This window comes from Pseudomonas sp. GM18 (assembly GCF_000282195.1).
Taxonomy (GTDB): Bacteria; Pseudomonadota; Gammaproteobacteria; order Pseudomonadales; family Pseudomonadaceae; genus Aquipseudomonas.
This window is the reverse complement of sequence record NZ_AKJT01000072.1, coordinates 75,859-90,337: the sequence shown is the minus strand read 5'-3', so window position 1 is coordinate 90,337 and position 14,479 is coordinate 75,859. Positions and strand designations below refer to the sequence as shown.

Annotated in this window: 11 protein-coding genes; 2 read left to right on the top strand and 9 right to left on the bottom strand. The window is 60.0% G+C overall.

The window, feature by feature from the left end; translation table 11 throughout:
* Positions 1-26: 26 nt before the first annotated feature.
* Positions 27-1,382 (bottom strand): tryptophan--tRNA ligase, encoded by a 1,356-nt coding sequence (locus PMI21_RS09585; protein ID WP_007939814.1) that lies wholly within the window; start codon positions 1,380-1,382, stop codon positions 27-29.
* Between the two features lie 24 nt (positions 1,383-1,406).
* Positions 1,407-2,036 carry an alpha/beta hydrolase gene (locus tag PMI21_RS09590; protein ID WP_033064102.1) on the bottom strand — a complete coding sequence of 210 codons (630 nt, stop codon included), beginning with the start codon at positions 2,034-2,036 and terminating at the stop codon, positions 1,407-1,409.
* 144 nt (positions 2,037-2,180) lie between these two features.
* Here PMI21_RS09590 and PMI21_RS09595 point away from each other — a divergent pair, with 144 nt between their 5' ends.
* Positions 2,181-2,615, top strand: coding sequence for a YhcB family protein (locus PMI21_RS09595; RefSeq protein WP_007939812.1), 435 nt, complete (start codon positions 2,181-2,183; stop codon positions 2,613-2,615).
* Between the two features lie 149 nt (positions 2,616-2,764).
* On the opposite strand, the gene PMI21_RS09600 is transcribed toward PMI21_RS09595, so the two are convergent.
* The 7 genes from PMI21_RS09600 to PMI21_RS09630 form a co-directional block, all read right to left on the bottom strand.
* Positions 2,765-3,496, bottom strand: a complete 732-nt coding sequence (locus PMI21_RS09600) for an OmpA family lipoprotein (RefSeq protein ID WP_007939811.1) — start codon at positions 3,494-3,496, stop codon at positions 2,765-2,767.
* Between the two features lie 105 nt (positions 3,497-3,601).
* On the bottom strand, positions 3,602-4,243 hold the full coding sequence (locus PMI21_RS09605; protein WP_007939810.1) for an MBL fold metallo-hydrolase: 642 nt from the start codon (positions 4,241-4,243) through the stop codon (positions 3,602-3,604).
* 85 nt (positions 4,244-4,328) lie between these two features.
* Positions 4,329-7,067 carry a LuxR C-terminal-related transcriptional regulator gene (locus PMI21_RS09610; protein ID WP_007939809.1) on the bottom strand — a complete coding sequence of 913 codons (2,739 nt, stop codon included), beginning with the start codon at positions 7,065-7,067 and terminating at the stop codon, positions 4,329-4,331.
* A gap of 231 nt (positions 7,068-7,298) precedes the next feature.
* Positions 7,299-8,663, bottom strand: a complete 1,365-nt coding sequence (locus PMI21_RS09615; RefSeq protein WP_007939808.1) for a DUF1329 domain-containing protein — start codon at positions 8,661-8,663, stop codon at positions 7,299-7,301.
* Positions 8,664-8,691: 28 nt separating this feature from the next.
* Entirely contained in the window at positions 8,692-10,581 is a 1,890-nt protein-coding gene (locus tag PMI21_RS09620) for a DUF1302 domain-containing protein (protein WP_007939807.1), read from the bottom strand.
* A gap of 333 nt (positions 10,582-10,914) precedes the next feature.
* Positions 10,915-12,597, bottom strand: a complete 1,683-nt coding sequence (locus PMI21_RS09625) for a fatty acid--CoA ligase (protein ID WP_007939806.1) — start codon at positions 12,595-12,597, stop codon at positions 10,915-10,917.
* 169 nt (positions 12,598-12,766) lie between these two features.
* A complete protein-coding gene (locus PMI21_RS09630; RefSeq protein ID WP_007939805.1) occupies positions 12,767-13,396 on the bottom strand; it encodes a LysE family translocator in 630 nt (209 codons plus the stop codon).
* 91 nt (positions 13,397-13,487) lie between these two features.
* Here PMI21_RS09630 and PMI21_RS09635 point away from each other — a divergent pair, with 91 nt between their 5' ends.
* Positions 13,488-14,453: a 2-hydroxyacid dehydrogenase gene (locus PMI21_RS09635; protein ID WP_007939803.1), complete on the top strand. Its 966-nt coding sequence runs from the start codon at positions 13,488-13,490 to the stop codon at positions 14,451-14,453.
* The last annotated feature ends 26 nt before the right edge of the window (positions 14,454-14,479 follow it).

Genomic DNA, 14,479 nt, shown 5'->3' with positions numbered 1-14,479 from the left:
GGCCCTTGGTCGGACCGAACCGTTGTTTATTCCTGAACCGGTGTCAGCGCAACACGCAATGCGCCGATGGCAGCATCGCGAGCAGCACTGTCGGCGAAGGTCGGGCTGTCGGCCACGCACTCGCCTTCCAGCCAGACGCTGAAGCTCAGGTCTTCACTGCGTACGTCCAATGGCTGGCCGGATTGCAGTTGTTTGGTCACCTGACCTGCGGTTTTGCCATCGGCGAAGTGCCGCGACAGCAGCAGCTGCTCGCCATCGGCCGCCAGCAGACGGAAGCGGAAACTGCCATCGTCTTCACGGAAGCTGACAAAACGCGCGGCTTTCGCGGCTTTCTTCTTGGTGGTGGCAGCAACTTGAGTCTGGGCGACGAAAGAACGCAGGCCGACCGCTTCACGCAACTCGTTGAGGAACGGCGTGGCCACCGCACGGGCCTTTTTCGCGCCGTGTTGCAGGATGTCTTCCAGATCCGCCGGACGCTCGATCAGTTGGTGATAACGCTCGCGGGACTCGCCCAACTCGTTGTCCAGCAACTGGAACAGGCGATTCTTCGCCTCGCCCCAACCCAGGCCCTGGAGCAATTCGCTGCGGAATTCGTCGGCTTGTGCCGGTGTAGCGAACGCCTGGAACAAGGTGAACAGGTGCGAGTTGTCCGGATCTTTGGCTTCGCCCGGGGCACGGGAGTCGGTCACGATCCGCGAAATCGCGTCTTTCATCTCTTTGGCGCTGCTGAACAACGGAATGGTGTTGTCGTAGCTCTTCGACATCTTGCGACCATCGAGGCCTGGCAGCGTGGCGACGCTTTCCTCGATCAGCGCTTCGGGCATGGTGAAGAACTCCTTGCCTTGGCCGAACAAGTGGTTGAAGCGCTGGCCGATGTCCCGGGCCATTTCCACGTGCTGAATCTGGTCACGACCAACCGGCACCTTGTGGGCGTTGAACATCAGGATGTCCGCGGCCATCAGCACCGGGTAGCTGTACAGGCCCATGGTGATGCCCGCGTCCGGGTCTTCGCCGGTCTCGACGTTCTTGTCCACCGACGCCTTGTAGGCGTGGGCGCGGTTGAGCAGGCCCTTGGCGGCCACGCAGGTCAGCAGCCAGGTCAGCTCTGGGATTTCCGGGATGTCGGACTGGCGATAGAACGTCACACGGTCCACATCCAGGCCACCAGCCAGCCAGGTCGCGGCGATTTCCAGACGCGAGCGCTGGATGCGCTGCGGGTCATCGCATTTGATCAGGGCGTGGTAGTCGGCCAGGAAGTAGAACGAATCGGCATTGCTGTCACGGCTGGCGAGGATCGCCGGGCGGATAGCCCCGGCGTAGTTGCCCAGGTGCGGCGTGCCGGTGGTGGTAATGCCGGTGAGGATACGGGTACGAGTCGTCATGGGTAATCGCTTGTCAGACTGCAATCAATTCGAAAGACGCGGCAGGATCAGATCCTTGAGATCGGTCAGCTTGCCATGAAAAAAGTGTCCGCATTCTGCCACTTTCAGCAGCTCATGGGGGCGATCGAGTGCGTCGGACCAATCGTAAACGAGTTGCGGATCGATCACTTCGTCGGTTTCCGGCTGGATCAGGGTCAATGTACCTTGTTGCGGCAGTTGATCCTGATCGCTCAGACGCATGACGGCAGGCGCGACCATGAACAGATGTTTGAGCTGCTCGCCCTTGGCTTCCAGGCGTCCGCCGAGACTGGCTGCAACAAAACCGCCGAAGGAGAAACCGAACAGGGTCAAAGGTAATTCAGGATGTTTGGTTCGCAGCCACTCGGCCGCGGCCTGGGCATCGTCGACTTCACCGGTGCCCATGTCGTGCGAGCCTTCGCTAGCGCCGACGCCACGGTAGTTGAAACGCAAGGTAATCAAACCGGCGTCGCGCGCGGTGCGCTGCAAGGTCGATACGACCTTGTTGAGCATGGTGCCGCCCTGCACCGGGTTTGGATGACAGATCAGCGCCAGGCCGCGGGGCTGTTCAATATCCAGGTAAAGGGCTTCCAGTTGACCCACCGGGCCATCAATCACTACAGGGGTTTCGCGCATAAGCAAGGAAGGAACTCCGTGACCTCGAATCGGGTCGACTCGTCTAGCAAATTGTCTGTGCCAATCTATTGCGAGTGAATCGCGGTATACAGCGCAGGTTCGAGCCGTTAACGTAAAGCAAAGCCGTTTATAGAGGAAGGACTCGTGGAACACTCGCTCTTAGTTTGGTTGTTGCCGACTCTTGCCCTGGTTGTGGGTGTCGCCATTGGATTCCTGATCGCTCGCCTGGCGCCGAATGCCGCTCCGAGCAGCACGCAACGTCAGCTGGATGACATTCAGGAACGTTTCGACAGTTATCAGAACGAGGTGGTCACCCACTTCAACAGCACTGCAACCCTGGTCAAGAAACTGACTCAGAGCTATCAGGAAGTGCAGGATCATCTCGCCGAGGGCGCCAACCGTCTGGCCCTGGACGAGCAGACTCGCCAACGCTTGCTGGCTGCCCTGCATGCCGACGCGGTACAGGCTCCACGGGAACGCCTGACGCCACCGCGCGATCAGGAACCGCCTCGCGATTACGCCCCCAAAGCCCCGAACGCGCCGGGCATGCTCGATGAGCATTACGGCCTGAAGAAGTAATCAGGTTTCGCGCACCACAAAAAGCCCTCGGACGAGTGATTGTCCGGGGGCTTTTTTAATTCTGAAGTTTTCATCGCATGAACAAGGGCACAAAAAAATGCCCGATCCTTTAAGGATCGGGCATTTCATTTCGGGGAGAGATCAGCCTCTTATGGGTACTGCTGAACAGTGCCTTGCTGTTGCTGACCGCCATATTGCTGGCCCGGAATCGCCTTCAGGTTAACCTCAACGCGGCGGTTCTGTGCCCGGCCATTGGTATCGCCGTTGCTGGCAATCGGGTTATCCGGCCCTGCGCCGCGTGCCGACAGGTTGGCGCCGCTGACACCCTGGGAGGTCAGGTAAGTCGCTACGCTCTGGGCGCGACGCTGGGACAGGTCCATGTTGTGCTGGCGGCTGCCGGTGCTGTCGGTGTAGCCAACGATCTCGATCTGGTTCTGGTTGAACTCCTTGAGCGAGCCCGCCAGGTTGTTCAGCGGCTGGTAGAAGCTTGAGGCAATGTTCGCCGAATCGGTGGCGAACGTGATGTTGCCCGGCATGATCAGCTTGATCTGATCGCCCTGGCGCTGCACCTCAACCCCGGTGTTGGCCATGCTGGCGCGCAGCTTTTTCTCTTGCTGGTCGGCGTAGTAACCGTAACCGGCGGCAGAGGCACCCACCACGGCGGCGCCAATCAGCGCGCCCTTGCCACGGTTATCGTGACTGATGGCAGCACCGGCCAGCGCACCGGCCAGGGCGCCGAGGCCACCGTATTTGGCGGTTTTGCTCATGCCCGTGGAGCTGCCATCGGCCTGACCCTGGTTGTCATAAGGGTTCGGCGATGCACAACCGGACAACAGAGCCACTGCAGTAGCGACAACAATCAAACGACGCGAGGTGAACATGGAGGAGCTCCTACTTTTTTTGCATTCTGTGGTGCAACGGACTTAAGCAATGAACCTTTGCGGGCGTTGGATCACTGGCAACGACAAAAATTCCGTCAGAGCCCTTCAAGCTCGCACAAAGGGGTTACCGCGCATTTCATCGCCCAGACAGGTGTCCGGACCATGCCCGGCCACTACGGTTGCCTCTTCGTCGAGGGTATACAACCGCTGCTTGATCGATCGCACGAGCGTTGCCTGATCGCCACCCCACAAATCCGTGCGCCCTACCCCGCGACGAAACAACGTGTCACCGGCAATCAGCAGCTTAGCCTCTGAAAACCAAAAGCTCATGGAACCCGGTGTATGACCAGGAGTATGCAACGCCACACCACAACCGCAAGCCAGCTCTTCTTCGTCGGCCAACCAGCGATCCGGCGATGGCACTGGGGTGTAAGGCACGCCGAACATCTGGCACTGCATCTCCAGATTGTCCCAGAGGAATTGATCTTCCTTATGCAGGTGCAGCGACGCGCCGGTTTTCTCCTTCAACTGACCGGAGGCCAGGAAGTGATCGAGGTGCGCGTGAGTGTGAATGATGCTGACCACCTTCAGGCCCAAGGCGTCGAGACGGGCGAGGATCACTTCGTGATTGCCACCAGGATCGACAACGATGGCCTTTTTGGTGATGGGGTCGCCGATGATTGTGCAGTTGCACTGGAGAGGGCCAACGGGGAAGGTTTCGCGGATGAGGGTGGGTTGCTGAGACATCGGGCACGCTCGGAAAACAGGAATGGCCAATTCTGGCACAAAATCGCATTAATCCATTTACACCTAATCGCATCGTAAAAATGCGTTACCCCAACACCCCCAACTCCTTAGCCCTTGCCACCGCCTGGGTCCTGCGCTCTACCCCAAGCTTACTGTTGATATGACTGGCGTGTGTCTTCACCGTATGCAGCGAAATGAACAACTGATCACTGATTTCCTGATTCGAACAGCCTTGGGCAATCAGTCGCAGAACGGCCAGTTCACGCGTACTGAGTTGTTCGGCAGCAGGCGATGACTCAACCACCGGGCGGGAGACCATGGCCGGAAGCTTTTCCAAGAGATGCTGCGATACCGTCGTCGGCGCACAGAGTTGAAGTTGCCCACGCAGCCAGTCCGGGTGCTCGGCCAGTAATCGGTCAAACGGTTGCAGGACGCCTCCGGCGGCCGCTTCCAAAGCCTGGGCCAGCGCCTTGCGGGCCTCGGGTTCGCGTCCGCCCGCCAACAACAGCGTAACGTTCTGATTCAGCGCCATCACGCTGAGCAACTGCCGGCCGCTGCGCTGACCGTGTTCATGCAGCGCATTCAGGCGCCCTTCGGCGAGCATGGGCTGGCCCTTCATCATGTCCAGCACCGCCTGTTGCAACTCAATGTGCAGCGGCAGTTGTGGATGGAATTCCGGGGGGGCCGCCGGGTGCTCGCCGTTGTAAGTTTGGCCCAGTCGCGCAAGCCAGGCTTCGGCCAGATCGGTGCGGCCCTGAGCCAGCCAGAGTTCACATTTGACCAGGGTAATCATCGCCAGATAGTAAATCGGCGGGACGTCCCAGATGTGCATCAGGCGCTCGGCCTCGGCAAGTTCGGCGAAGGCCTTCGCGAATTCGCCGCTGTTGCCCTCCAGCCGGGCAATCACGCAGTGGCCGATCAAAACGCTGATATCGCGACAGGCCCGGGCTTCGCCCAACCCCGCTTGCAAACGTGCCCGTGCGGCCTGGGGTTGCAAGCGCAGCGCCAGCAAAAAACCCTCGTACAAGGTCAAGCGCGCGCGCACCGCATAAAGCCGTTGTGGGGATAAACCTCGCAGGCGTTGCAGCCCCTGACGGACTTCATCCAGTGAACGCAGGATCTCCCCTCGCGCCTGCAACACCCGGGCACGGTCGTAATGGGCCAAGGCCTCGAACAATGGATTGCCAACGCGCTGTGCCAACTCCAGCGAATCACGATTCAAACCCCGCGCACGCCACAAGTCGCCATCGGCAATCGCCAGATTGGACAATGTCGACAGGCACATCAGTCGCTGTCCATACCGTTTGGCAGGCAGGCTTTCCAGCGCTTCGGTGCAATAGAGCATGGTCAGCTCGCGGTTGCCTCGCCCCCGGGCAATGATCCCGCTCAGGGCCAGCCATTGCGCCAACATGGATTTTTGCGCAGTAGCCGACGGCGCCGGCAGGAAGCGGCTCAGGTGGCTGGCCAACTCTTCGGCGGCGTCCAGTTGACAGGCCAGCCCCAATGCCCAGCTGTAGAGCACGATCAGCCGTGGCGTGCTGATCAGCAGGCTATCGGGCAAGTCCATTTTCCAGCGCAGCAACATGCCGACGTTCTGCTCGGCCAGCAGTTGTTCTTCCGAGAGGTTTTGCACCAGATTCGCCGCGACATCCAGGTGCCCGGCGCGCAAGGCCTGCTCCACCGCCTCATCGAGCAGCCCTTGGGCGTTGAACCAACGGCAGGCGCGCAGGTGCAAACTGGCCGCCGGCACCATCGCCTGGGCGGTGGGCCGGCTGCGCAGCAGGTCGGAAAAAAGGTGGTGATAGCGATACCAGTGACCGTGTTCGTCCAGCGGCACCAGAAACACCTGATGCGCCAGCAGGAAACGCAAGATTTCGGCGCTGTCATGGGCTTCGCGCACAGCGTCGCACAGTTCACTGCAAAAGCGCTCCTGGGGCGCGGTGTCGTACAGGAATGACTGCACCTCGGCGGGCAGGCAATCGATGACTTCTTCGAGCAGGTAATCGCGAATCAGCCCTTCCCCGCCGTACAGCGACTGGGGCAATGCACCCTCGCTGCCCACCTCGGAGGCCGCCAATAGCCAAAAACGCAGCCCTGCCACCCAGCCTTCGCTGCGCTGGATCAAACTCTCCAGCGCCTCGCCACGCAATGAAATGCTGTGTCGATCAAGCAGGCTCAGGGCTTCATCATGGGTCAACCGAAGATCCTGCTCATGCAACTCAAGCAGTTGCCGCGACAGCCGCAGGCGTGCCAGATGCCAGTCAGGACGCTGCCGACTGGTGACCATGACCAACAGGCCATCGGGTAAATGATTGAGGAAAAACTGCAAACAACGATCAAGCACCGGGCCCTGGGCCAGATGATAGTCATCAAGTACCAACAGCAGCGGTGTGTTGGGTGAGAGGTGCATGGCCAGTTCATCGAGCAAACCGTCCAGCCATTCTTCAAAGGCGAATGGTTGATGACGTTGGCGCATTTTCAGCAACCCCAACGCCTGGCTGCCCAGTTGTGGAAAGTAGTCCTGAAGACCTTCGAGCAGGCGCTCAAGAAAACGGCCGGGATCACTGTCCCGCAGACTCAAGCCCAGCCACAGGCTTTGCCAGTGATCCGGCAACCCCTGACAAAACTCCACCGCCAATGAACTCTTGCCGAACCCTGCCGGCGCGCTGACCAGCAACAGCCTGCCACCGAGACCTGCACTCAGGCGCTCGCACAGACGCGGCCGCAACACATGGCCGGCGGGCAGCGGAGGCCGGAAAAAGCGCCCGTCCAGTGCCGCGACGGCAACGCTTGCAGGGCCCGGAAGTGGGGACAGATCAGTCATGGCCGGCTCTTGTTTGAAATACTGATGGCGGCGTTACAGATGTCCGCAGCCTAGCGGTAAACGAAGAGCTATTGAAGGTTATTGCTACAAATGGCTACAAAAAGACTACGAGCAAAAATGTCGGTAAACCGGACAGCCACACCAGACAACGATCTTTATGAACTGCCAAAAAAAAACGCCCCGAACCAGTCGGGGCGTTTTTTCGAGGATGCGGCCTCGGTTTACAACGTATTAGCGAACGCCTTCCTGACGCAACGCGGCCGGAGTGAAGTCCGCGGTGCTGGCGGTGAAGCCGAAGTTATACGCCGACTTCTCTTCGTTCTTCATGCCCAGCGCCAGGTAGCGGCCCGATTGCAGGTCGTACAGGGTTTCGAGGGCGTACCACGGCACTTGCTTGTCGTAGTAGTTCTCGGCGTGAGCCTCGGCGACGCGCCACAGTTGACCGCGACCGTCGTAGTGGTCGATCACGGCTGCCTGCCAGGTGTCTTCGTCGATGTAGAAGTCACGCTTGGCGTAGATGTGACGCTGACCTTCCTTCAGGGTCGCGACCACATGCCAGACCCGGCGCAGCTCGTAACGAGCCAGGTCCTGGTTGATGTGACCGGCCTTGATAACGTCGGTGTACTTCAGTTTCGGATCGTCGAGCTTGTAGCTGTCGGAGGCGATGTACATCTCTTTCTTGCCTTCGAGCTTCCAGTCGTAACGGTCCGGTGCACCGTTGTACATGTCCAGGTTGTCGGAGGTACGCAGGCCGTCGGCAGCGGTGCCCGGCCCGTCATAGGACACTTGCGGCGCACGACGCACTCGACGCTGGCCGGCGTTGTAGACCCACGCCGAACGCGGTTCTTTTACCTGGTCGAGGGTTTCGTGCACCAGCAGCACACCACCAGCCAGACGTGCCGGGGCGGTCACTTTCTGCTTGAAGTAGAACAGGATGTTGCCCGGGTTTTTCGGGTCGAAATCCTTCATCTTGTCGCGGAACACGAACTGGTCTTCGAAGTACACCATGCTGAACGAGCCGTTCGGTTGCGGCGTGGCCTGGGTTACCAGACGGGTCACGCTGCCGCCACGATAGCGGGTGATGTGGTTCCAGATCACCTCAACGCCGCTTTTTGGAATCGGGAACGGGATCGCGGTTTCGAAGTTTTCCAGACCGTTGCCGCCGGACACCAGATTAGTGTTGGTGGCGTTCTTCTTGATGGCGGCAAACACGTCATCCGGCACGGTGGCACCGCGATGGGACGGGTAAACCGGCATCTTGAAGGTTTCCGGGTAGCGCTTGAACATCGCGTACTGGCCCGGCGCAAGCTTGTCCTTGTACTGGTCGACGTTCTGCGCGGTGATGGTGAACAGCGGTTTCTCACTCGGGAACGGATCAGCCAGGAAACCCTTGCTGTCCACGGAACCGGCGTTTTTCGGCATGGGTTTCCAGGCCGGGATCGAACCGTCGGCGTTACCCGCCATCTCGGCGCCCATCGGGGTCAGGCTCTTGCCCAGCTTGTCCGCTTCGGCCGCAGGGACCGCCGCCATGACACCGGTCGCCAGCAGCGAAAGCCCCAGAACACCAACGTGGAACAGACTCTTTGTTATTTTCATAAATGTGTTCGTCCTGAAAATACAGTGCTTAGAAGTTCACGCCGAAGCTGAGCGCAACGAAGTCGCGGTCATCTACGGTGGTGTACTTGCCGTCGAAGAAGTTGGTGTACGCCAGGCTCGCGGTGTAGGTGTTCTGGTATTCGGCATCGAGACCCAGGCTCACCGCTTTACGACCTTCCTCGAAGTTGCCGCCAGGGCCAGGCGAGTAACCGCTCACGTCGTGGGACCAGGCCACGTTCGGTTTGAGGTTCACACCGGCGAATACATCGGGATATTCCCAAATGGCCCGGGCGCGATACCCCCACGAAGTGGCCGTAGTGAAGCCGTCGTCGTTGCAATTGCGGCTGCGGTTGTTGGTAGCGGCACCTGCGCCGGCACCATTGATGGTGCTGGTGTTGAGGATCGCCGAGCAGGTATCGAGGCCACCGGTGGACGGCAGTTCGCCAGGCCCGTAGACCGGGTCACGGCCGTAACGGACGTCGGAGCTGCTTTCCAGGCCGCCGACGTGGGTCACGCCCACTTCGCCCACCAGGGTCAGACGGCTGGCGCCCATGACCTGATCGAAGAAGTGCGTCAGGGTGGTCTGGAACTGGGTGATTTCCTTGCGGCGATAGCCGTGCAAGTCCTGACCCGGTACACCATTAAGCAGCGAAGCATTGGTCAGAGCGCCGCCCAACGGGCGCACGCCGGCGAACAGAATGTCGGTGGAGTTGAGCTGCACCGGCGCGTTCGGACGGTAGCTGATCTCGCCGCTCCACGCCGTACCGGTGGGCAGGGTGGTGGAGAAGCTCAGGCCGTAGAGGCGGATGTCTTCCGGGTACTCGACGAAGTACTGTGAGTTACCCGCGACCACCAATGGCGCCAGAGCCCGAAGCGCCCCCGGCAAGGCCGCTGCCCGTGCATAGGCCGATGCTGGAGCACCCGTAGCGCTGAAGATCGGCGCACGGCTGTGATAATTCATGAAGTAGGCACCGAACTCGGTATCCAGCGGCTCGAACATGTATTTGAGGGACGCGCCCCACTGGCCGCTGTCCCGAGCATCGCGATCCGCGCCACGGCGCACCAGCACACCTTCTTCGTTGACGTCGACGCCCAGCCTGGTCAATGTCGGCAGGGCGGCGGCCGGAATGGTCGAGCGCTTGTTCAGCACGCGCAGGTTGTTGTCGCAACCGTCGGCAATGATGTCGGGCTGGGAGAAAAAGGTGCCGCAGTTATCGACGACGGTCTGGTCCCATTCCAGCTGATAGAAAGCTTCGGCCGACAGGGTGTCGGTGAGGCTCTGGGACACGTAGAACATGTTGACCGGGATCAGACCTTCCTTGACCTCGGCACCTGGACGACGGAACGCGGACACGTCGATCGGGTTGATCGAGTTGATGCCGCCGCCGATGAAAGTACTTTCACCCCAACTCACGACCTGCTTGCCCAGACGCACGGAACCCGGCTGATCGGCAATGGAGTAATTGTGGTAGACGAACGCGTCGAGAATCTGGCCGCCGGAGGACTTGGCGCCTTCCTTGCGGTTGCTGTCGCTGATGTCCTTGAACTCGCGGCTTTCATCCTTGAGTTCGAAGTCGTACCAGTATTTGCCCCGGACGAAGACACCAGTGTCGCCGTATTTCAATTCAAGGTCATGGATACCCTTGAAGATCTTCGAGAAGGTTTCGCCGCTCTTGAAGTTGGCATGACCGTCATCGGACGTCTGGGACAGGCCGTGGCCCCCGTTATTGACGCCGATGAGGTTTTTGTTGGGACTCTGAGTAGACCAACTGGCTCCGATCGACAGGGATGAGTCGAATTGGCCTTCGATTTCACCGACGTTGAAACTGACGCCGAATGCTGGCCCGGCGAGCGAAGAAGCAAGACTGACCGCCAGGGGCAGTTTCGCCCGGCGCCAGAACTGGTTTACTGATGTCATCGACGCTACTCCATGTGCATTATTGTTATGGCTTAGTACTTTTAAAAACGCTGTGGGTGACCGGAAGCCAGGCGGTCCGAAGTCACTCCAAAGTTGCATCGCCCCGTTTATTGCGTGAGCTCCGTTCTTAAAAATCCTTGAGCGGACTATAGCCAGCAGGTAGTAGTGCTTGATCCCTCTAAAGTGTGATTTGCGCTGCCGGCCACTCTGGAACAGTCCTTTCGCCAGTCCGACACATGTCGGCACGGCAAGGATGGCTGAAAATTCGGATTTCACAAGCCAAGCGCTTGCTTGGTGGCTCTGGCGTGCCCTTTCGGGCACGCCGGATGACGCTTAAAGCGTCGAGAGGAAGGTGCTGTTGTTGGCCTGCCATTCGGTGATGTCGACGCGGATACGCTTCTTGTCGAGCTTGCCGACGCTGGTCTTGGGAATTTCAGTAACAATGGCGATCTGGCTCGGGATGGCCCACTTGCTCAGGTGCCCCTGTTCAACAAACGGCTTGAGGTGCTCCTTGAGTTCCCTGGCCCCGATCTCTTGCCCTTCGCGAACCACCAACAGCGCAAACGGTCGCTCGCCCCACTGCGGATCGGCGATACCCACTACTGCTACTTCGCGTACCGCAGGATGGCGGCTGATCAGGTCTTCCAGGTCCAGGGAGGAGATCCATTCGCCACCGGTCTTGATCACGTCCTTGATCCGGTCGCGGATGTCGATCACCCCCATGCTGTCCAGGGTCGCCACGTCACCGGTGTGCAGCCAACCCCCGGCCCAGAGCTCGGCGCCCTTCTGCGGTTCGTTGAAGTAACCCTCGGTGAGCCACGGCGCACGCAGCACCAGTTCGCCCTGGGTTTCGCCATCGGCAGGCAGGAAGTTGCCGTCGGTGTCGACGATTGCCGCCTCAACCAACGGCCCCGGCACACCAGCCTTGATCCGGTAGGTGGTGCGTTCGTCTTCGGTGCCGGCCATCAGCTCATCGTTGAGGTGGGCGCAGGATACCAACGGCCCGGTTTCCGACATGCCGTAAGCGGCAGTCAATTGAATGCCCTTGGCCTTGGCGGCGTCGTACAGCGCATGGTTGAGCGCACTGCCGCCGATGACGATTTTCCAGCCACCGAAATCGACGTTTTGCGCCGCCTTGGCATTGAGGACCATTTGCAGGATGGTTGGCACGCAGTGGGAAAAGCTCACCTTCTCCTTGCGCCACAGCTCCACCAGATACTCGGGGTCGTAACGGCCCGGATAGACCTGCTTGAGCCCAAGCATGGTCGCCACATACGGCAAGCCCCAGGCGTGCACATGAAACATCGGAGTGATCGGCATGTACACGTCGTTGGTGCCCAACAGCCGCACGCTGTCGATGGCGCCCATGATGGTCGACACGCCCATGGTATGCAGCACCAGCTGCCGATGGGTGAAATACACGCCTTTGGGGTTACCGGTGGTGCCGGTGGTGTAGAACGTGGTGGCCACCGAGTTCTCGTCGAAATCCTGGAAGTCGTACTGCGGGCTCGCCGCGGCCAGCAGTTGCTCGTACTCGCCGACAAGGTTCGGCAGCTCGGCAGTCTTTTCCGGCAAGTCGGTCAGCAGCAGGGTTTTCTCCACCGTGGTCAGGTGCCCGGCAATCGCCTTGTACAAACCGACGAACTCGCTGTTGACCAGCACAAAGCGGTCCTCGGCGTGGTTCATGGTGTAGAGAATCTGTTCTGGCGACAGGCGCACGTTAATGGTGTGGATCACCGCGCCGATCATCGGGATGGCGAACATGCATTCCAGGTAGCGATGGCTGTCCCAGTCCATAACCGCCACGGTATCCCCGGCCTTCACGCCGGCCGCTGTCAGCACATTGGCCAGCCGTGCGACCCGCTCGATCAGGGTCGGATAGCTGTAGCGCAACTGATCGCGATAGATGATCTCGCGAGTTTTTTCGTAACGGGCGCCGGACATCAACAGCCGTTTAATCAACAGCGGATACTGGTAAGCGCCCTCGGCTGGAGGAATAACGCGAGTCTGCAACATAAGAGTCCCTTTTTGACTGCACAGTCTTGGCTGCTAAAGCTAAGCACTCTAGAGGCCTTGAACGCCAGTCAAATCAGCCAAAGGTATGATTTGCAGAGCCGTACAAATGCTAGCTTTGAGCCAGCATTTGCAGGAGTTCGTGATCCATCATGTGAACTGTAGGGAGAAATCAATGCATCTCGGTGAACGCGAGTTTCACGCCGATGGCGATCAGCACCGCGCCCATGGTCCGGTCGAACCAGTGGCCCATGCGGGCAAATCCGGCGCGCACGCGTTGTTGACTGAACAGCATCGCCACCAGGCAAAACCAGATAGCCGTTGCCGCTGCCAGATAGATCCCGTAACCGGCCTGTACCGCCAGCGGTGTGTGCGGGTTGATCACCACGGTGAACAGCGACAGGAAAAACAGCGTGGCTTTCGGGTTCAGGCCATTGGTCACGAATCCTGAAGTGAAGGCGCCCCGCGCGGTGCGTTCGCCGGCTTCCTGATGCAGGTCGTCAGCCGCAGGCGGGGCTGGTTGCGCACGCAAGGCCTTGAAGCCGATATACAGCAGGTACGCGGCAGCGGCCCATTTCAAGGCGTTGAACAGCACGATCGACTGGGACACGATCAGCCCGATCCCCAACAGCGAATAGCCGACGTGCAGGAAAATCGCTGAGCCAACGCCCAACGCCGTCCAGGTCCCGGCACGGCGCCCATGGGTCACGCTCTCACGAACCACCACGGCGAAATCCGGGCCGGGGCTGGCGACAGCCAGCAGGTGAATCAGGGCAACGGTCAAGAACTCTGTCCAGTACATGGGGGCTCCTTTTGGCCAAGCGTAACTGTTTGTTTCATCTGGTAGGCTCGGCAGATTACGCCTTCAGTTCAATGCACAAAAGGTACAGTTGATGACGAACACTCGCCGCGCCGTTTTCCTCGACCATCCGTCCCTGGACCTCGGCGATCTCGACCTCAGCCCACTACGCGAGTGCTTCAGCGACTTGCAGCTGTTCGCCCAGACCACGCCTGCGCAGGTGATCGAACGCCTCAAAGGCGCCACTGTCGCCATCACCAATAAAATCCTGATCGATGCGGCGGCCATGGCGGCCAGCCCCGAGTTGAAGCTGATTCTGATTACCGCCACCGGCACCAACAACGTCGACCTGGCCGCCGCCCGCGCCCATGGGATCACCGTTTGCAATTGCCAGGGTTACGGCACGCCGTCAGTGGCTCAGCACACGATCATGTTGTTGCTGAACCTGGCGACGCGCCTGGCTGACTATCAAAAAGCCGTCGCCGAAGGTCGCTGGCAGCAGGCGAAACAGTTCTGCCTGCTGGATTACCCGATCGTCGAACTCGAAGGCAAAACCCTCGGTCTGCTGGGTCACGGTGAACTGGGCGGCGCCGTCGCGCGGCTGGCCGAAGCGTTCGGCATGCGCGTCTTGTTGGGGCAGATTCCGGGCCGCCCTGCCCGCCCGGATCGCTTGCCATTGAATGAACTGCTGCCGCAAATCGACGCCCTGACCCTGCACTGCCCGCTCAACGAACACACCCGCCACTTCATTGGCGCCCGTGAACTGGCCTCGATGAAACCCGGTGCCTTCGTGGTCAACACCGCGCGCGGCGGTTTGATTGACGAACAAGCATTGGCCGATGCCCTGCGCAACGGCCATCTGGGCGGCGCGGCCACCGACGTGTTGAGTGTCGAACCACCGACTGCGGGCAATCCACTGCTGGCCCAGGACATTCCACGGCTGATCGTCACCCCGCACAACGCCTGGGGTAGCCGCGAGGCGCGGCAGCGAATCGTTGGCCAGTTGACGGAAAACGCTCAGGCTTACTTCAGCGGTAAAGCGCTGCGGGTCGTCAGTTGATAAACTGCGGCACTTTTTTTCAAGGA